This window comes from Azohydromonas lata (assembly GCF_034427735.1).
In the GTDB taxonomy this organism is placed as follows: domain Bacteria; phylum Pseudomonadota; class Gammaproteobacteria; order Burkholderiales; family Burkholderiaceae_C; genus Azohydromonas; species Azohydromonas lata.
Map to the genome: position 1 here is coordinate 15,507 of NZ_JAXOJX010000013.1, position 18,904 is coordinate 34,410.

Genomic DNA, 18,904 nt, shown 5'->3' on the forward strand with positions numbered 1-18,904 from the left:
GGTCACGGGGCAGCCTCGCGGCGCTTTGGGCGGCGCCTGCCGGGCACGGGTTGGGATGTCCCCAGCCTTGGCCGGCTTGCCGCGCGCAAGGTTCAGCCGCGCTGCGCCACGGCCGTGGGTGGGCGGTAGGTGCGCATCAGCGTGCGCCCGTCGCTGGCGCGGCAGCGGCCGTGGCCGGGCACCAGTCCCAGGTCGGACAAGGTTTCAAACACGCGCACGGCCTCGCTCAGCCGCGTGGTTTCTATGACGTGGGCCAGGTCGCCATAGGCGTCCTCGACGCCTATGCGCAGGGGAACGGCATCCGGGTCCTGCGGCAGCGGGTGGCGCTGCAGGCCGCGCAGCCGCTGGCGCAGCTCGGCGCGCTCAGGCCACTCGATCTCCCCAAAGGAAAGCTCAGGAACGCGGGCAATGGGTTTGTGTTTTTGGGTACTGCTCATATGCACAGCTCTTGCAATCCGCAGGCCCGCCCCTGCGTTGTCCCCCCCGGAACGTGCGAGCGCACCGCCCCGGGCCGCCGGCTGCCCGCCCGGCCAGCGGCCCCAAGGCCGCGGAACGGGGCTTGCCCCGCGGCAGCGACCCCATTCACTGCCCGCTGTCGCCACCATCCTCGCCATGACTGCCTTGCCCAACGCCCTTGCCGCGCCTCTCACCGGCTCTCTTGCCGCACCGCTTGCCTACGCTGAGCTGGGCAGCCTGTTCAAACGGCTGGACGCGCTGCGCCTGGCCGCCGGCGCCCACATGGACCGCCTGGGGCTGGGGCCGCAGCCCGCGCCCAGCCGCGTGCTGCACGAAGAGCCGGGCTTGAAGCTGCTGCGCTACGACGGCGGCGGCGAAGGACCGGCCTTGCTGATCGTTCCCGCGCCCATCAAGGCGCACTGGATCTGGGACCTGGCGCCGCAGTGCAGCGTCGTGCGCGCGGCGCTGGCGCGGGGTTGCGCCGTGCACCTGCTGCAGTGGACGTCCGCGCCCGCGCACTGGGGCCTGGACGAGCACGTGGACGCCGTCGCCCGCATGGCCCAGCGCGTCGCCGCCGCCACCGGAGGGCGCCCGCACCTGCTGGGCCACTCCCTGGGCGGCACCTTGTCGGCGCTGTATGCGGCGCGGCATCCGCAGGGGCCGGCCTCGCTGGTGCTGGTGGAGTCGCCGCTGTGCTTCGGGGAGGCCACCGGGGCGCTTGGGCCCCTGGTGCATTCGCTGCCGCCGGGCTATGCCCAGGGCTTCACGCACGTGCCGGGCAGCCTGGTGAGCTTGGGCGCCAGCCTGGCCTCGCCGGACGAATTCATCACCGAATCGCGCCAGGACGCCTGGGCCGCCGCCCTGAGCGGACCGCAGGCCTGGCGGCGCCACCTGCTGGCCCTGCGCTGGACGCTGCAGGAGCTGCCGCTGCCCGGCCCGCTGGTGGCGCAGGTCAGCGACGCGCTGTACCGCGAGGACCAATTCATGAAGGGCACGCTGGTGGTGGGCGGACAGGCAGTGTCGCCGCGCGACGTGCGCGTGCCCCTGGCCGCCATTGCCGACCTGCGCAGCCGCGTCGTCCCGGCCGCGTCGGTGACGGGCTTCGTGCAGGCCACGGCCAGCCCGCAGCCCCTGGTGCTGCATTACGGGGGCGACGTGGGCGTGTCGCTGCAGCACATAGGCGCGCTCATCGGCCAGAGCGCGCACCGGGAAATTTGGCCCAGGGTGCTGGATTGGGTGCGGGAAATGACGGCAAGGTAGGCGCCAAAGCGGCAGGAGGCAAAACCGTCAAAGGGAGGTGCCGTACGGCACAAGAAGGGGGTGCGCACGCCAGCCCGAGGCTGACGCGCCGCGCCCCCTAATTCGCCATATCCCCACGCACGGCCGCCCGCCTCAGGCGCGCGGCCGTGCGCCGTCAGCTCAGTGCCACCCGCCGCCGCCCTGCAGCTCCGACGACGAGCCCGTGGCCGGCCGGTTGCCGTTGGCCAGTGCCGGCGTGGTGGTGGACTCACGGGATGCGGGCGCCGAGTAGGCCGCATCGTCCGCTTCGCTGCCCGCCGTGGCCGAATCCTCGTGCTTGCCGAAACGCTGGGCCAGTTGCTCCTTGCGCTGGCTCAGTTGCTGGCTGATCTGCTCCTTGCGCTCGGTCAGTTGCTGGCCGAGCTGGTCCTTGAGCTGCCTGGCCTGCTCGCGCACGCCGGCCAGGCGCTGGCGGCCGGACTCCGTCTTGAGCAGGTAAATCGCGGCCGCGCCCACCACGATGCCGCTGACGGCCAGCAGCAGCCCGCCGCCGCCACCGGAGCGGCGCGACTCCGGCACGTAGCCCTCATGCCAGCGGTTCGAGGACTCGTTGCGCGCGTCGCGGGCGATGTCGTCCACGCGGTTGAGCGCCTGGCGGCTGTTGAGCCGGCCCTGCTCGGCCAGGTCCTGCACACGCGTCAGGATGTCGCGCAGCAGGCCGCGGCCGTCCTGCGCGGCACCTTGCAGGCGGTCCGTGGCCTGGTCGCCCGCGCTTTGCAGGTTGTCCAGCGCGTCGTCGGTGGCCGTAGCAAAGCGTTGGCGCAGGTCCGCGCGCCGACGGGCGCCCTGCTCGGGGTCGGTCAGGTACATCGCAGCCGCGCCCGCGGCCAGGGCCCCCAGGGCCGTCCATGCGTTTTTCATCGTCAACCTCCTTTGCGATGGAACCCGGCAAATGCCGGCTCCTGCCGCCTTGGGTGCAACCGACGTTCCCGCTCCCCCGGGTCCACCCGGTGGAGCTCCCGGCTCGGCCTCTGCCGGCCGCCCGCAGCGATCGTCCGGTCCACCTGGACTGACGTCCGTGGGGGGCAACCGCCCCCCGCTGCGGCGCGGTATCGCCAGCGCACGGTACGCGTGCCCAAATCGCGCACATGCTGGAACCCGACACGCTTTTGACAATGGCACTGGCGCTGCTGGTGCTGGTGGTGCTGCTGGGGATTGCCATCTGGTCCATCAAGCGGCACCGGGACCCGGAGCTGACGCTGGCCTGCGACCAGCCGCTGCACGAGATGCTGCCCTCGGTCAGCGGCCTCACGCACTCCACGCTCATGCCGGGCAACGCCGTGGAGCTGCTGGAAAACGGCGCCTTCTTCGAAGCGCTGTTCGAGGAGATTGCGGCGGCGCGACAGTCGCTGCACTTCGAGACGTTTCTTTGGAAGGAAGGCCGCCTGGGGGCGCGGCTGGCCGCGGCGCTGGCCGCCCGCGCCCGCGCCGGCGTGCAGGTGCGCGTGCTGCTGGATGCGCGCGGCTGCAACGACATGGGCGAGGCGGCCAGCCGGCTCATGCAGGAGTCCGGCTGCCGCATCGTCCGCTACCACGCACCGCGCCTGCACAACCTGGGCGTGCTCAACCGGCGCGACCACCGCAAGGCCTGCATCGCCGACGGGCGCGTGGCGCTGGTGGGCGGCCACTGCATCGTGGACCACTGGCTGTACGAGGGCATGAAGGAAAAGCCGCCCTTTCACGACATCGGCCTGCGGCTGCGCGGCCCCGGCGTGCACGCGGTGCAGTCGGCCTTCAGCGAGAACTGGGTGGCCGAGTGCGGCGAGCTGTTCGTGGGCGAGGACGTGTTCCCCCCGCTGCAGCGCGCGGGCGACATCACGATGCACGTGGCCCGCGCCAAGCCGGAGCGGGCGGCGCCGGCGGTGAAGATCCTGCACCACCTGATCCTGTGCATGGCGCGTCGGCGGCTGTGGATTCAGAACCCGTACTTCCTGCCGCAGGACAAGGCCATCAAGGCGCTGGCCGCCGCGGTGGAGCGCGGCGTGGACGTGCGCGTGATGGTCCCTTCCGCCGACGCCTCGGACATGCCCATCGTCCAGCATGCGGCTCACCACAACTTCGAGCGCCTGCTGCGCGCGGGCGTGCGGATCTTCGAGTTTCCGCACACGCTGCTGCACCAGAAGGTGCTGACCATGGACGGCGCCTGGTGCGCCATTGGTTCCAGCAACTTCGACGACCGCAGCTTCGAAATCAACGACGAGATCACGCTGGGCCTGCTGGACCAGGGCCTGGCGCAGCGGCTGGAAGAGATCTTCGAGTCCGACATGCGCGAGTGCGACGAGCTGGACCTGGCCACCTGGCAGCGCCGCAGCTGCGGCCACCGGCTGCTGGACCGCGCCTGTCACCTGCTCAAGGAACAGCTTTGAACGCCTGAATCGCCGGCAGCGGCCTTTCTCCAACCCGCCGATACGCCACCAAGCCGCCGCGAGGCGGCTTTTTGCATCTCCTATAACGGCAGTAATCGAAGGTATGATTTTTATCGCCGATTACTGTCCCCGCCTGCCGCCATGCCCACGAAGTCCGACGCCACAAGCACTTGCCTGCGCCGCATGGGGCCGCATCACTTCGCGCACCTGCGGGCGGTGGCGGACGGGCTGTCCGTACAGGCCTCGGCGCAGCGCTACCTGGGCATAGAGCATGGCAATGCGGCGATGGCCGCGCACAGGGCCGTGGTGCAGCGGCTGCGCTCCATGGCGCGGCGCGCGGGGGATGCGCGCTGGCGGCTGGTTGGGCTGGTCATACGCGGCATGGAGGGTGATGAGCACCCTGCCCTGGCCGATTGGGCCGCCGCCAACGGGCTGGAGGATTGGAGCGAGGCCGAGTTGCAGGAGCTTTACCGCCAGGCTTTTCCGGCCGAGCGGCGTGCAGCGCGCAACCAGCGGCTGCGCCAGCGGCAGATCGAGGCGCTGCGCGCGCTGGAGCAGGTCGCCTCGGAGGCGCCGCAGCCCACGGACGCCATCGCGCTGTGGTTCGACCCTCGCCTGGCGCAGCGGCTGCAAGCCAACGGTTTTTTGCTGCTGCAGGACCTGCGGCAGGCTGTGGCGCGCGGCGGGCGCTGGTGGCGCGCCGTCCCCGCCATCGGCGAAACCAAGGCTCGCCGCATAGAGAGCTACCTGCGCCAACTGCTGCCCGGCGCGGGCACGGCGCTGGCGCCCGTGGCGGATGCGTGGGCCACGCCTTCGGCGGCGGGCCGCGCCTTGGCAGCGGGAGTGGACCAGCGCCCGCACTTCGACCTCGCGCTGCAACCCCCTTCCGGGCCCAACCGTGCCGCCTTTGCCGGCGTGGCCATCACCGCCGGCAGCGATGCCGAGGCCGTGGAGCAGTGGGTGGCGGCGCGTGCCGGCAGCCAGGCCACGGCGCTGACCTACCGGCGCGAGGCGCTGCGGCTGCGGCTGTGGGCGGCCGTGGAGATCAACAAATCGTTCTCGGCGCTCACGGCGCAGGACTGCCTGGCCTACATGACGTTTCTGGAGCATGTGCCCGACCGATGGATCTCGCGGCGGCGCGCCGCCCCCATGGAGCCGGGCTGGGCGCCTTTCGCGGGGCAGCTCACGCTGGCCAGCCGGCGGCAGGCGGTCGTCATCGTGGCCAGCCTCTTCGCCTGGCTGGTCAAGGGCGGCTACCTTATCCACAACCCCTGGGAACTGGTGAACCGGCGCACGGGCGACGACGCGGCGCAGCATGCGCTGGACACGCGGGCCTTCGAACCCGCGGTTTGGGCGGCGCTGGTGGGCTGGATCGAATCACAACCAAGCTCACCTTCGCGCGAACGCATGCTGTTTTTGCTGCGTTTTACCGAGGCCACGGGGCTGCGCGCGAGCGAGCTGGTGTCGGCGAGACTGTCGGACTTGCGGCCCGTGGGCGGGCGTTGGGCCATGCAGGTGCAGGGCAAGGGAGCCAAGAAGCGCATTGCCGCGGTGCCCACGCAGGCGCTGCGCTCGTTGGCGGGTTACCTGGCGGCACGCGGGCTCCCCCCCCTGGAGCGCGCGCCGGAAGAGGCGCCGCTGGTGGCCAGCCTGGACGATGCGCTGGCGCCCATAGGCTACCGCTCGCTGTACGAGACCGTGCGGGGCTGGCTGCGGCGGGCGCTGCGCTGGGCGCCGCTGACGGACGCGCAGCGCCGCAGCGCTGACAAGTCGTCCGTGCACTGGCTGCGCCACACCTGCGGCACGCGGGCGCTGGAGCGCGGCGCGCCGCTGGAAGTGGTGCAGGCGCAGCTCGGCCACGCCGACCCGCGCACCACCATGCGCTATGCCAAGGCGCAACTGCAGCGGCTGCAGGACGGGATGGAGAAGGCCTTCGGGGAGTGAACGGGCGGCAAGGACCGATGGATCGCGGATGGCAGCCCACGCGTGGAAACCAGGTTTCCACGCGTGGCGGGACAGAGGCAAAGACGCGCGTCGATACGTTCCTCGCGTCCGACAGAAGAGGCCTTGGCCTGACGGCGCTTTGGCAACGGTGTTTTGCAGCGCCGTTTGCCGGAAATGTTGGCGCGCAAGCGGCTTTTAGGAACATACAGCCCAGCTTGTAGCAGGCCCGCTCGCGGACCGAACCGCGGCCAGGAGACCCTTCGGCCCGCGAGCGGGCCTCCTACAGATGAGCACGAAGGCAATGCCAGGCGGGGGCCTAGCGATCCCGCTTCGCAACGTGGGCTGCGCTTCGACTCAAGAATCACAGAGAAGCTCACATGAGCACTGCACCGCACCGTGGACGCCTCCAGAACTGCGTCCAAGCCAGGCACGACCGCCCTCTTCGCCGCAGCCAAACCCGGTTCCCGGGCGCCCGGCCGCCACTTCAGCGCCCCGTGCAGGCCCGCAGGCCATACGCACTGCCGGTTAGACGCTCAAACGCCACGCAGGCATGGAGCATCACAAGCGTCCTCACATGAGCCTCAAAACACCGTGCCTGGACCGCTGGCGCGCACGGGCTGCCTGTATATGAACGGGTTTGGGCCGCCCCACCCTGCACCGCAGCCGGTGCGCCGCGGCGCCGTTGTGAAAGCGCGCCACGTCGGCGCGCCGGTGGGAGTTGTCCAGCGCAGCGGTGGAAACCAGGTTTCCACCGCCGGCCGCGGCCAAGCCTGGCGCCTCCCGGCGCGGCCGGCGAGTTGGCTCAGCCGCGCGGGCGGTTGAGCATCTTCATGACGATGTCGGAGAGCTCGTCCATGAAGGCGTCGTCGGCCGCGTGCGCCTCCAGCGTGATCACGGCGCGGCCGCGGCTGTCGCGCTTCCACACGCCGGCCAGGCGCCCGCCCGCGTGGAATTTCTCGGGTGCCGTCTTTTCCGCCACCCGCCCCGTGAGGTGGGCCACGATCTGGCCCGGGCTTGGTCGGCGCGTCATCTGGCGCACGCGCTCGGCGCGGCGCAGCACGGCCTTGCGGTCCTGGTCCAGCGACTGCGTGATCTCTTCCGCGTGGCGTGGCTGTATGTCCAGCGGCGTCTCGAAGGTCTCGACGATGGCCGCGGGCAACTGCGCCACCTGCGTGGCCTTGCGCACCCAGGTGTGGCTCACGCCGATGGCTTCGGCCAGGCGGCGTTGCGAGGGAAACAGTCCGGCGTCCAGCGCGGCCAGGTAGGTGATGCCCTGCTCGTAGGCGGACGGGTCCTCGCGCTCGCGGTTCTCGCGGTCCATGGACAGGAACAGGTCCAGGTCCGGCATCTCGCCGTCCCAGACCACCGCCAGCACCGGCAAGCCCAGCTCCAGGCAGGCGCGGTGGCGGCGGTGGCCAAAGACGATCTCGTAGCGCCCGGCCGTCTCGCAGCAGCGAACCAGGATGGGCTGCGTGTTGCCTCCGGCGAGCTCGATGCTGGACTTCAGCCGCGCGAACGCCGCCGTCGTGAACGCCGTGGCGTGGCGGTTGGCCCAGCGCGTGGTGTCCACCAGCGCCGGGTCCAGCTTCACCGTGGGCAGCGAGCCGTCGAAGGACTTCAGCTTGTCGCGCAGCGCCTGCAGCTCGCCCTGCATGGCCAGCATCTCGCTGCGCGCGGCCAGCATCTGCCCCGGCGCCGTGCGCGGCAGCGGCGGCTTGCCCGCCTCGCCCTGCGCGCTGCGCGCCTCTATGGAGGCGGCAATGTCCGCCGTGGTGGCCAAAAGCCGCTTGCCTATGCTGCTCATGAGGCGCTCCTGAAGGTCTTGAATCTTGGGGTGTCGTTATCGGTCATCGGCTGCCGTGGAAACCTGGTTTCCACGTCTTCAAGCCGCGGTGCCGGCCTGGGCCGGGGCGGCGGCGGCTTGCGCCGCGCGGGTGCGCCATGCTTCGATCACCGACTGCTCGACGAGCTCCACCACGCGGTCATAGGCCTCGGCGGCGCGCTTGTAGGTCTTGGCCGAGCCCTCGTACTTCTGCACGTCGTAAACCGTGCCGAACTCGGCGGCCTTGGACGACGTGACGGTGGTCTTGGGCACTTCTACCGGCAGCAGGTATTCGCCGTACGTGGCCTGTATCCACTGGCGCACGGCGGGGGCGGCCACGTCGGACTGGTCCACCCGCGACAGCAGCACATGCAGGAAGTCGAAGGTCTTGCCGCGCTTGGACGCCTGGTCCAGGTTGCTGCCCAGGTCGGCAAAGAGGCTCCAGAACTGCGCGGAGGAGGCGAAGTCCAGCGCCGAGGGCGGCACGGGCACCAGGATGCCGTCGGCCGCCATGAAGGCGTTGATGGTGACGTAGGACAGCGAGGGCGGCGTGTCGATGATGATCACGTCGTACTCCTCGCGCACGCCTTCGAGGCTGGCGTTGAGCACGTCCCAGAAGCGCGCCGTCGGGTCGTTCATCTGCATGGCCGGCAGGCTGAACTCGGCCTGGAACAGCAGCGGCGCCGCGGGAACGAGGTCGATGCCGGGCCAGTAGGTGGGCTGGATCGCGTAGCGGATGTCGTCCGCCTCGCCGCGGCAGATGGGGACGATGGTCATGTCCTCCTCGACCTCCGTCTCCGGCAGGATGCCGAAGAGCGTGGAGAACGAGCCCTGCGGGTCCACGTCTATGGCCAGCACGCGGTGGCCGCGCATGCTCAGGCCCTGGGCCAGGATCATGGCGGTGGTGGTCTTGGACACGCCGCCCTTGAAGTTGCCCACCGCGATGGTCACGGCCTTCTGGCCCGCCGGGCGCATGGCCATGCGGCGGTACTCACGCGTCCAGCGCTGCACCTCGTCCAGCGAGAACTCGCGCCGCCCGCCCGTGGGCGTGAGCTGCCCGGCGGGCAAGTCACCCTTGCTGATGCGGTAGGCCACGTGCGCCTTGTCCACCCCGCACAGCGCCGCCACCTGCGTGGCCGAGAAGTTGGGCGGCACCTTGCGCGCCTCCGGCGCCAGCAGGCGGCCGCGTATGCCCTCCACCATGTTGGACGCCCGCGTGGCCAACGCCGTGATGCGCGCCATGTCTATGGCCGGGCGGCTCACCGCCGCCGCCGCCGTGGAAACCTGGTTTCCAACACCCGCCGCTTGTTCGTTCTTCATCTCTTTAAAGAGTCAACAGAAATGCGGGCAGTTTATAGAAATCCGTTGACTCTCCATTGATTTTCGAGCACCCCGCAGAGGACACGAGGCTTGAACGCAACGCTGCGCTGTTGTGAGGAGCGATGGGATTCCAGCCAAGGCCCCTGGCGCGATGTGTGAGGGAAATTGTGACTTCAGGCTTTGCAACGCGTCTTGAAACCGGTCAAGCGGCGCCCAATCCCCGTGCTTTCCCGCATGCCGCGACGACTTCCGCGCTGTGAACGGCACGTCCAAGCTCCCGGAAAAGCACGAAACCCATATCCACTCACAACAAGTCCCAGGCTTCCTCACGTTGGCGGCAGGGTGAAACCCATGTCCACTCACGATGAAGACCATAAAAGCTCACACCAAACCCCAAATCCACTCACAGTTGTTCGGAAAACTTCAGATGCGACAAGGACTTGGCGCACTGTCAATGTATTTCAATGCCTTCAACACGTTTTCTCAATTACTTCAAGCGCCGCTGCGGCGCATTTGTGATTTAAGAAGTTCACAACTGTGAATAACCCGCTTCACACTCGTGGCATGATGGGTGGATGGACATCACGGACGACCCCGACGATCCAGCCTTGCACGCACAGCAGCCTGCCGATCCTGCTGGACATGAGGAGGCGCCCGATTCGCCCGCCGCGCGCGAGCGCCGCCCACGCGCGCCTTTGCGCCGCGCAACCGACGACGCCATGGTGCAAAAGGCCAACGAGTCCATCGCCATTCGGCCCAAGAAGGGGCGGCTGACGCTGCTGTCGCGCCGCATCTACAACGCGCTGCTCTTTCACGCGCAGCAGCAGGGTGTCGAGGAGCGGCAATACAGCATTCCGCTGGCCACGCTCATCGGCGACGCGCACTTCAATTCGCGCAACGTCGCGCTGCTCAAGGAGCACATCCGCGAGATGCAGACCACGCTGATCGAGTGGAACTCCGTGGGCGCAGGCGAGCAGCGCTGGACGTCCTCGCAGTTGCTGGGTGCCGTTGAAATCGCCGAGCGCGGCTCCGGCTACCCCGTGATCATCAGTTGGAGCTACCCCGACCGCGTGCGCGAGCGCTTGCTGAAACCCAGCCGCTACACGCGCATCCTGCTGGAGGTGGGAGCGCAGATGCGCTCCTACGCCGCCGCGGTGCTGTTCGAGCTGGGCATGCAATACCTCACCTCGCCCTCGCGGCTGACCATGCGCGAAGACCTGCACTGGTGGGCCTCGGTGCTCACCGGCCGCAGCGACGTGGAAAAGGTCGACTACCGCTACTTCAAGCGCGACGTGTTGCGCCCGGCGCTGGCCGAGGTGGAGGCGCTGCAGCAGGACTTCATCCTGGAGCTCATAGAGCACAAGGAAGGCCGACGCGTGAGCGAGCTGCAGTTCCGCGTGCTGCGCCGTAGCCCCGCGCCGCTGGAGGTGGCGCAAGCGCGCAACACCTTCGACCTGGAGCTGGTGGAGCGGCTGCGCCAGCTTGGCCTCAAGGAGGAAGACGCCGATCTGCTCTACACCCGCACCGACGACACGCTGCTGCGCGCCACCATCGAGCACGTCGAGCAGCGCCTGCGCAACCCCGCGCTGCCCACGCTCACCTCGCCCGCGGCCTACCTGCGCGACGCGCTGAAGAAAGGCTATGCCGGCGTGCCGGCCCCCGCGCTGCCCGTGGCCGAGCCTGCGGCCTCGGCGGTGCAGGCCTCGGTGCAGGGCATACGCGAGGAGTGGGAGCGCGCGCAGTCGCGCGACTGCGAGGCGCGCTTCGGCACCCTGCCGGAGGAAGAACAGCTCATGCTGCGCCAGGCTTTCCAGGACGAGGCCCTGCCCGGCCTCATGGCCCCCATCGCCCGCGCCTGGGAGCGCGACGGCCCTCGCAGCAAGATCGCCGGGCCGCTCTTCCTGCGCTGGCTCGCGCGCCGCTGGCAAAGCGCCGAGCCCACGGAAAAGGACCTGCTTGAGTTCGCCATCGCCCGCGGCATGCTGCAGCTCGGTTGAGCGCGCAAGCGCCCGGGATGGCTGCCGGTGCGCCGTTCGACGCCGCTTGACGGCAATCAAGAACCGTCGCGTTGGAAACCAGGTTTCCATACGCTGACCCGGGGCTGCCGCACCCGGCCAGCGGTCCCGAAGCGGGCTCTTTGGCTGCTGGCGCACAGCCTTCCGCCCCCCGCGTGCGGCCTTTGCCTTGCCCGCGCAACCTTCGTTTGCATGGGTGCGCCTTGCGCGCGCAAATGCAACGCTTCGCAACCGTCAAGCGGAAAACACGAGGGCAGGGGGCACGCATGTACAGGTTCGAGTGGTTCGAGCAGGTGAAGCTCGGACAGGGGGCGGCACGCGTGGATGTGGCCACGGCCGCGCGCGTGAGCCCGGTGGTGTGGGGCCTGGGCTTCACCAGCCTGCTCACCGACGTTTCGGCCGAGATGGTCAACAGCACGCTGCCCGTGTACCTGGTGCTGCACCTGCACCTGAGCCCGGCGCAGTACGGCGTGATCGACGGCGTCTACAACGGCTTCGCCGTGGCGCTGCTGGCGCTGCTGGCGGGCTGGCTGGCCGACCGCCACGCGCGGCAGAAGGAGCTGGCGCTGGCCGGCTACGGCCTGTCCACGCTGTGCAAGCTGGGGCTGTTGGTGGCGGCGGGCTGGACCTCGCTGCTGTGGATCGTCGGCCTGGACCGCGCCGGCAAGGGTTTGAGAACCGCCCCGCGCGATGCGCTCATCTCGCTGAACACGCCCGCCGGCCAGTACGCCGGGGCGTTTGCCGTGCACCGTGCGCTGGACGCCTGCGGCTCGCTGCTTGGGCCCGTTGCCGCCTTCGTCTTGCTGGCGCAGTTGCCGGGGGCGTTTGACGCGCTGTGGTTCACCAGCTTCGTCGTAGGCGTGCTAGGCGTGGCCGTGCTGTGGTGTTTTGTCCCCAGGCCCACGCAGGCGCTGGCTGCGGCACAGGCGGTGGCGCCGTTACCCATCGCCGCCGCACCCGGCCGCTGGATCACGCGCCGTTTCCTGGTGCTCACCGGCTGCGGCGCACTGCTGGCCCTGGCCACCATCAGCGACGGGTTCATTTACCTGCTGCTGCAGCGGCGCCACCCGGCGGCCGCGGGCTGGTTTCCGCTGTTCTACGTCGTCACGGCGGCGGCCTGCATGCTGCTGTCCGTGCCCGCGGGCCGCGTGGCCGACCGCTTGGGGCGCGGGCGCATCTTCCTGCTCGGCTACGCCGTGCTGGCCCTGCTGTACGCCGTGCTGCTGGGGACGGGCGAACTGGGCCTGCCCGCGCTCATCGGCTGCCTGGCCCTGCTGGGCCTGTTCAACGCCGGTACCGAGGGCGTGCTCATGGCCATGGCCAGCGCCGAGGTGCCCGCCGCGCGGCGCACCACGGGGCTGGCGCTCATCGCCACGGCCATCGGCCTGGCCAAGCTGCTGTCGTCCGTCGTCTTCGGCTGGCTGTGGGAAGGGCAGGGCGCCACCGTGGCGGTGAGCGTGTTCATCGCCGCGATGGGGCTGGCGATGCTGGCCGCGTACCGCGGCCTGGAGGGGGGCAAGTCGTGAACAACAAGAAACCCGTGCTGGCCTTCTCGGCCCTTTGTGCCGCGGCCGTCGTGGCCGTCGGTGGCTACCTGTACCACGCCAAGCAGCGGCTGCCGCCGGCCGGCGGCAGCGCGGCGTCAGCCGTCACTGCTCCAGAGCCGACGGCCACGGCCGCCTTGCCGGCCGCGCCGGCGGCGTCCACGCTTGCCACCGCACTGCCGCCGACGGACAGCGCCGATGCCGCCGCCCATCCGCCCGCCGCCGCCCCGGCCGCCACGCCCACCCGCCCGGCGCCCACCGTAGCCAGCGCGTCCAGCGCCACGGGCCGCCTCTTCTTCCGCCACACCGGCATGGACGAGCACTACGGCCAGCTCGCCTGGCGCGAGGCCGCGCGCGGCGGCGAAGCGCACTTCGTTGCGCACCTGCGCTGCGAGGTCGCCCACGTTTCCGGCGGGCGCGGCATGTGCCTCACGGCCGAGCGCGGCGTCGTCACCACTTACAGCGCCAAGCTCTTTGACGCCACCACCTTCGCCGTCACGGCCGAGCTGCCGCTGCAGGGCATTCCCAGCCGCACCCGCGTCTCGCGCGACGGGCGCCTGGCCGCCTACACTGTCTTTGCCGCCGGCCACGGCTACACCAGCCTGGACTTCGCCACGCGCACCGTCATCCTCGACACCGCCACCGGCCGCGAACTGCTGGAGCTGGAGAACCTGGCCATCACCAAGGACGGCCAGCCCTTCAAGGCCAAGGACTTCAACTTCTGGGGCGTCACCTTCACCCCGGACGGGAAGAACTTCTTCGCCACGCTCTCCAGCGGCGGGCAGCATTACCTGCTGCGCGGCGACATCGCCCGGCGCAGCGCCACCGTGCTGCACGACAACGTGGAGTGCCCCTCGGTGTCGCCGGACGCCACCCGCGTGGCCTACAAGAAGCGCTACGTGGTAGACGGGCGCATCGTCTGGCAGTTCCACGTGCTGGACCTGAAGACGCTCGTGGAAACGCCCCTGGCCGAGAAGCGCAATGTGGACGACCAGATCGAGTGGCTGGACGACGCCCACGTGCTCTACGCCTTGGCCAGCGACAGCGCCGCCGCCAGCACCGACGTCTGGACCGCCCCCATAGACGGCAAGGGCGCGCCGTCCCTCTACCTGCGTAACGCCTACTCGCCCGCCACCGAACGCTTCCCCAAGCCGGCCCCTTGAAGCGGTGAGGATTGAGCAGAACGTCAACGCGGCCTGACGTTTTGCTCAGCCAGTGCAGCGCTTCGCTGCAGCTTTTGCGCTTTCGCTTGCCGCGGCCCCTGGCCAGACTCCCTTCATCGAATTGACGGGAGATAAGCCATGGCCAGCCAGAGCAGCTTCATCCACACCGACACGCTGTACGTGGGCGCGCGCGACCTGGTGCGCTTGGTGCAGCGCCAGGGCCTGCCCGCGAGCATTGCCGGCGTGGCCGAGCAACTGCGCCGCGACTTCCTGCGCTGGGACGATTTCGAGAAGACGCCGCGCATCGCGAACCACTCGCGCGACGGCGTGATCGAGCTCATGCCCGTGGCCGACGCCGAGCGCTTCGCCTTCAAGTACGTCAACGGCCACCCGAAGAACACGCGCGAGGGCCTGCCCACCGTGATGGCCTTCGGCGTGCTGGCCGACGTGGCCACCGGCGCGCCGCGGCTGCTGAGCGAGCTCACCCTCACCACCGCCATCCGCACCGCCGCCACCTCGGCGCTGGCTGCCCGCGCGCTGGCGCGGCCCGGCAGCCGCCGCATGGCGCTCATAGGCAACGGCGCGCAGGCCGAGTTCCAGGCCATCGCCTTCCGCGACTTGGTGGGCGTGCGCGAGCTGCGCCTCTTCGACGTGGACCCGGCCGCCACCGCCAAGCTGGTGCGCAACCTGGCGGGCCAGGGCCTGGACCTCACCGTGTGCGCGAGCACGGTCGAGGCGGTGCGCGGCGCGGACATCGTCACCACCGTGACGGCCGACAAGGCCAACGCCACCATCCTGACGCCGGAGTTGCTGGAGCCCGGCATGCACCTCAACGCCGTGGGCGGCGACTGCCCCGGCAAGACCGAGCTGCACCGCGGCGTGCTGGAGCGCGCGGCCGTGTTCGTGGAGTTCGAGCCGCAGACGCGCATCGAGGGCGAGATCCAGCAGATGCCCGCCGATTTCCCCGTCACTGAGCTGTGGCGCGTGCTCGCCGGCCAGCACCCCGGCCGCCGCGCGGACGAGGAGGTGACGCTCTTCGACTCGGTCGGCTTCGCCCTGGAGGACTACTCGGCCCTCACCTGGGTCCACGACACCGCGCTGTCGCTGGGCATCGGCCAGCGCATAGACCTCGTGCCGGCGCAGGACGACCCGAAGGACTTGTTTGGGCTGCTGCGGCAGGAGAGGGCGGTGGTGCGCGCGCAGTGAGGCAAAGGCGCATCGAACCTGGCCGGCTGTTTGAACGCCCCGGCGGCACGGGCTGACGGCTTCGCCTTACCCGATCGCGCTTGCCGACTTCAACGCCTGGCGCAGCACGAACTTCTGGATCTTGCCGGTGGACGTCTTGGGCAGCTCGCCGAAGACGATGCGCTTGGGCACCTTGAAGCGGGCCAGATGCGACCGGCAGAAGTCGATCAGCTCCTCCTCCGTCACCCCGGACCCCAGCTTCACCTCCACAAAAGCGCAGGGCACCTCGCCCCACTTGGGGTCGGGCTGTGCCACCACTGCCGCCAGCATCACGTCCGGGTGGCGGTGCAGCACGTCCTCCACCTCCAGCGAGCTGATGTTCTCGCCGCCGGAGATGATCACGTCCTTGCTGCGGTCCGTGATCTTCACGTAGCCGTCCGGGTGCAGCACCGCCAGGTCGCCCGTGCGGAACCAGCCGCCTGCAAACGCCTCCTGCGTGGCCGCCGGGTTCTTCAGGTAGCCCTTCATCACCACGTTGCCGCGGAAGCACACCTCGCCCAGCGTTTGCCCGTCGGCCGGCACGGGCTGCATGGTCTCGGTGTCCAGCACCGTCACCGCCTGCTGCAGCGGATAGGCCACGCCCTGGCGCGCATTGAGCCGCGCCCGCTCCGGCAGCGGCAGCGAGGCCCACTCCTGTTGCTGCGCGCACAAGGCGGCCGGCCCGTAGACCTCGGTCAGTCCGTACACGTGCGTGATGGCGATGTTGATGCGCTCGCAACCCTCGATCACCGCCGCCGGCGGCGCCGCGCCCGCGATCAAACCCTTCACCTGATGCTGTAAACCCTCGCGCAGCGCGGCGGGCGCGTGGATGAGCAGCCCGTACACGATGGGCGCGCCGCACATGTGCGTCACGTGGTGCTCGCGCAGGAGCGGGTAGATCAGGGCCGGGTCCACCTTGCGCAGGCACACGCTGGTGCCCGCCACCAGCGCCAGCGTCCACGGGAAGCACCAGCCGTTGCAATGGAACATGGGCAGTGTCCACAGGTACACCGGGTGGTGCGGCAGGCTCCAGGCGATGGCGTTGTTGGCCGCGTTGAGGTAGGCGCCGCGGTGGTGCGTGACCACGCCCTTGGGGTTGCCCGTGGTGCCGGAGGTGTAGTTCAGCGCGATGGCGTCCCACTCGTCGGCGGGCAGTTGCCAGGGCGCGGCCGGGTCGCCGCCGGCCAGCAGCTCCTCGTAGGTGATCTCGCCCAGGCGCTGCCCCGGCGGGGCCAGCGCGTCCTCCACCTCCACCACCAGCGGGCGCGGGCCGCCCAGCAGCTCCAGCGCCTTGCCGATGACGGGAGCGAACTCGCGGTCGGTCAGCAGCACCTTGGCCTCGCCGTGCTGGAGCATGAAGGCGATGGACTCCGCATCCAGCCGCGTGTTGAGCGTGTTGAGCACCGCGCCCGCGGCCGGCACGCCGAAGTGCGCCTCAACCATCGCCGGCACGTTGGGCAGCATGGCCGCCACCGTGTCGCCGCGGCCCACGCCGCGCAACTGCAGCGCGCTGGCCAGGCGGCGGCAGCGCTCGAAGGTCTGGGCCCAGGTCTGGCGCAGCGCGCCATGCACCAGCGCAACGCGCTGCGGATACACGTGGGCCGAGCGCTCCAGCCAGCTCAGCGGCGACAGCGCCACGAAGTTGGCCGCGTTCTTGTCCAGTCCGGTGTCGTAGGGGTTCATGCGCGTCATCGCGTCGTCTCCTTGGGGTCAGCGGGCCCGTCTGCCGGGCCTGTACAGCCCGTCAAGCATCGCGCAGATGGCTGACGGCCGCCGCGCGGGAGTCAGTGTTTCTTGAAGGCAGATCAAAAAATCTATTTGCACAAAAATCTGTGAATAACACCCGAAACCGTGCCTTTGTTTTGACCGGTTATCCGTGCTTTCATGAATCGAGGGTTTGGAGAAATCAGGGGAGGGGCCGCGAGCGCTTTACAGCCTTGCACGGCCCGTGTTCGCCCATGGGAGGGGCACGAGAACATGGACAAGCGCTACACGCCGATGTCGTTGTCGCAGCAACGGGAAATGCGTCGCCAGGCCGTTGAGGACGTACTGGCGCACCCCGAGTGGAGCCTGCGCGACGCCGTACGGCATTTGAAGAAGACGTTGCGCTTGACCAGCTACGAGCTGGCGCGCATGGCGGGCCTGTCGGCGCGCACGCTGCAGGACATCGAGCAGGGCCGCAGCGACGGCACCGTGCAGACCATGAACCGCATCCTGGGCGTGCTGGACTTGAAGCTGGGCGTGGTGCGCAAGGAGCGCCCGGTGGACGAAGACGCCTGAGCCGCCGGCGCGGCCGGTGCAGTGGGCGCGGCCGGCGCGGCGGACGCTGCCGTGCGCGGGCCCGCCGCGCATGGGAGCCGTCCTACAGCGGTTGGCGGCAAGCGCCGACGGCGCGCCGCCGCAGCGCGGGCTACCGTGGGGGCATCCATTGATTCGCATGAGGAGATCCGCCATGAAGACCCCGCACCGACTGCTGGCCATTGCCGCGCTGATCGCCCCGCTGGCGCTGCCCGGCGTGGTGCAGGCCAAGGGCTGCATCAAGGGCGCGGCCGTGGGCGGCGTGGCCGGCCACGTGGCCGGCGAGCACGGCGTGCTGGGCGCCGCCGCCGGCTGCGCCATAGGCCACCACCAGGCCGAAAAGAAGGAAAAGGAGAAGGAGCAGGCCCAACAAAGCCAGGGCAGCCACGACAAGGACGGCGACGCGCGCCAGGCCTCTCGGCAGGGTGGGGAGGAAGAGCGCAAGTGATTTGAGGGCCGGCTGGCCAATGGCGCAACGCGTGCGCACCCGGTTGCGTCATTCCCGCGATGGGGCAGCGCTGGGCGGGAAGGGCTGAAAGGGGAGCCGCCTCCCGTAAGCCGACGTGCGTTGCAACCTACGCCAAGTCAACGCCCGCCCGCGCGCCTTGTAAGGGTTGGGGTCAGCCGGGTTGCGTGCCCGGCGCGGGGCCGCTGGCGTCCGCGGTCCAGGTTTTCACCTGGCCCGCCTTGCAGTGCTGTAGCAGCGTGGTCACGAAGGCCGGCAGCTCCCGGCGGTGGCCGTTGATGAAGAAGCGGTCGCCCAAAAACTTGCGCATCACCACCGGGCCCGTCGCATGTGCGCCCCAGGCAGTCAGGGACTCGTCGTCCACGTCCCGGTCTTCGGTGCCGCTCATCAGCGCCATCGCCACCGGCAAGGGCGGCTCGGCCCGCGGCTCGTAGCGCTCGCACAGCGCGTAGTCGGCCCGCACCGCCGGCAAGAACAGCTCCAGCAGCTCGCCGTAGGCCAGCAGCTCCGGCGCCACGCCGCCCAACGCGCGCAAGTGGTCCACCAACTTGCCCTGCGGCCATTGGCTGCAGGGCGGGTCTTGCGGAATCAGGAAGCTCTCGGGCGAGCGTGCGCCGGAGAGCAGCAGCGCCACCGGCAACGCCAAGCCGCGACGGCGCGCCACACGCGCCAGCTCAAACGCCAACAGCGCCCCCATGCTGTGGCCATACAGCACATACGGCTCCTCGGCCAGCGCCGGCAGCTCTTCGGCCAGCGCCTCCACGATGCTGTGCACGCTCGTGTGCGCCTCCTCGGCGCGGCGCTTGCCGCGGCCAGGCAGCGCTACCGTCCACAGCTCCACGTCGTCGCCCACGCAGCCCTCCAGCCAGCGATAGCAACGCAGCGGCGCACCGGCATGAGGAAGCGTCAGCACGCGCAGCGCGCGGCTTTGCGCGGGCACGGTGCGTAAGGGAAGAAACCAGCGGGCAGCCATGACGTTCAAGGCGG

15 protein-coding genes are annotated in these 18,904 nt (G+C 69.9%); 9 read left to right on the forward strand and 6 right to left on the reverse strand.

The features are described 5' to 3' along the window. Nucleotides 1–92 precede the first annotated feature (92 nt). Nucleotides 93–437: a hypothetical protein gene (locus tag SM757_RS10170; RefSeq protein ID WP_066335054.1), complete on the reverse strand. Its 345-nt coding sequence runs from the start codon at nucleotides 435–437 to the stop codon at nucleotides 93–95. A gap of 175 nt (nucleotides 438–612) precedes the next feature. Between SM757_RS10170 and SM757_RS10175 the strand changes: the two genes are divergently transcribed. Next, nucleotides 613–1,716, forward strand: coding sequence for an alpha/beta fold hydrolase (locus SM757_RS10175; RefSeq protein WP_322465371.1), 1,104 nt, complete (start codon nucleotides 613–615; stop codon nucleotides 1,714–1,716). 159 nt (nucleotides 1,717–1,875) lie between these two features. On the opposite strand, the gene SM757_RS10180 is transcribed toward SM757_RS10175, so the two are convergent. Beyond that, complete coding sequence (locus SM757_RS10180; protein WP_322465372.1) at nucleotides 1,876–2,616, reverse strand: YtxH domain-containing protein; 741 nt, start codon at nucleotides 2,614–2,616, stop codon at nucleotides 1,876–1,878. Between the two features lie 227 nt (nucleotides 2,617–2,843). Here SM757_RS10180 and SM757_RS10185 point away from each other — a divergent pair, with 227 nt between their 5' ends. Together SM757_RS10185 and SM757_RS10190 are read left to right on the forward strand one after the other, a co-directional pair. Beyond that, complete coding sequence (locus SM757_RS10185) at nucleotides 2,844–4,121, forward strand: phospholipase D-like domain-containing protein (protein ID WP_322465373.1); 1,278 nt, start codon at nucleotides 2,844–2,846, stop codon at nucleotides 4,119–4,121. A gap of 141 nt (nucleotides 4,122–4,262) precedes the next feature. Beyond that, nucleotides 4,263–6,065, forward strand: coding sequence for a tyrosine-type recombinase/integrase (locus SM757_RS10190; protein ID WP_322465374.1), 1,803 nt, complete (start codon nucleotides 4,263–4,265; stop codon nucleotides 6,063–6,065). 802 nt (nucleotides 6,066–6,867) lie between these two features. Here SM757_RS10190 and SM757_RS10195 read toward each other — a convergent pair. Both SM757_RS10195 and SM757_RS10200 read right to left on the reverse strand, forming a co-directional pair. Next, a complete protein-coding gene (locus tag SM757_RS10195) occupies nucleotides 6,868–7,869 on the reverse strand; it encodes a ParB/RepB/Spo0J family partition protein (protein WP_066335071.1) in 1,002 nt (333 codons plus the stop codon). Between the two features lie 78 nt (nucleotides 7,870–7,947). Beyond that, nucleotides 7,948–9,207, reverse strand: coding sequence for an AAA family ATPase (locus tag SM757_RS10200; protein WP_218011443.1), 1,260 nt, complete (start codon nucleotides 9,205–9,207; stop codon nucleotides 7,948–7,950). 575 nt (nucleotides 9,208–9,782) lie between these two features. Here SM757_RS10200 and SM757_RS10205 point away from each other — a divergent pair. The 4 genes from SM757_RS10205 (at nucleotide 9,783) to SM757_RS10220 (ending at nucleotide 15,135) form a co-directional block, all read left to right on the forward strand. Beyond that, nucleotides 9,783–11,204, forward strand: a complete 1,422-nt coding sequence (locus SM757_RS10205) for a replication initiation protein (protein ID WP_322465375.1) — start codon at nucleotides 9,783–9,785, stop codon at nucleotides 11,202–11,204. Between the two features lie 284 nt (nucleotides 11,205–11,488). Next, nucleotides 11,489–12,748 carry an MFS transporter gene (locus tag SM757_RS10210; protein WP_322465376.1) on the forward strand — a complete coding sequence of 420 codons (1,260 nt, stop codon included), beginning with the start codon at nucleotides 11,489–11,491 and terminating at the stop codon, nucleotides 12,746–12,748. Further along, the gene (locus tag SM757_RS10215; protein ID WP_322465377.1) at nucleotides 12,745–13,929 is read left to right on the forward strand and encodes a hypothetical protein; all 1,185 of its coding nucleotides are present in this window, start codon (nucleotides 12,745–12,747) and stop codon (nucleotides 13,927–13,929) included. The genes SM757_RS10210 and SM757_RS10215 overlap by 4 nt, the downstream gene beginning before the upstream one ends. 138 nt (nucleotides 13,930–14,067) lie before the next feature. After that, nucleotides 14,068–15,135 (forward strand): ornithine cyclodeaminase, encoded by a 1,068-nt coding sequence (locus tag SM757_RS10220; RefSeq protein WP_322465378.1) that lies wholly within the window; start codon nucleotides 14,068–14,070, stop codon nucleotides 15,133–15,135. Between the two features lie 66 nt (nucleotides 15,136–15,201). Here the strand turns inward: SM757_RS10220 and SM757_RS10225 are convergent, their stop codons facing one another. Then, complete coding sequence (locus SM757_RS10225; protein ID WP_322465379.1) at nucleotides 15,202–16,845, reverse strand: acyl-CoA synthetase; 1,644 nt, start codon at nucleotides 16,843–16,845, stop codon at nucleotides 15,202–15,204. Between the two features lie 285 nt (nucleotides 16,846–17,130). Between SM757_RS10225 and SM757_RS10230 the strand changes: the two genes are divergently transcribed. Both SM757_RS10230 and SM757_RS10235 read left to right on the forward strand, forming a co-directional pair. After that, on the forward strand, nucleotides 17,131–17,433 hold the full coding sequence (locus SM757_RS10230) for a helix-turn-helix domain-containing protein (protein ID WP_066342382.1): 303 nt from the start codon (nucleotides 17,131–17,133) through the stop codon (nucleotides 17,431–17,433). 172 nt (nucleotides 17,434–17,605) lie between these two features. Next, nucleotides 17,606–17,899 carry a hypothetical protein gene (locus SM757_RS10235; protein ID WP_322465380.1) on the forward strand — a complete coding sequence of 98 codons (294 nt, stop codon included), beginning with the start codon at nucleotides 17,606–17,608 and terminating at the stop codon, nucleotides 17,897–17,899. A 172-nt stretch (nucleotides 17,900–18,071) separates the two neighbouring features. Here SM757_RS10235 and SM757_RS10240 read toward each other — a convergent pair whose 3' ends face one another. Next, nucleotides 18,072–18,890, reverse strand: coding sequence for a thioesterase II family protein (locus SM757_RS10240; RefSeq protein ID WP_322465457.1), 819 nt, complete (start codon nucleotides 18,888–18,890; stop codon nucleotides 18,072–18,074). Between the last annotated feature and the right edge of the window lie 14 nt (nucleotides 18,891–18,904).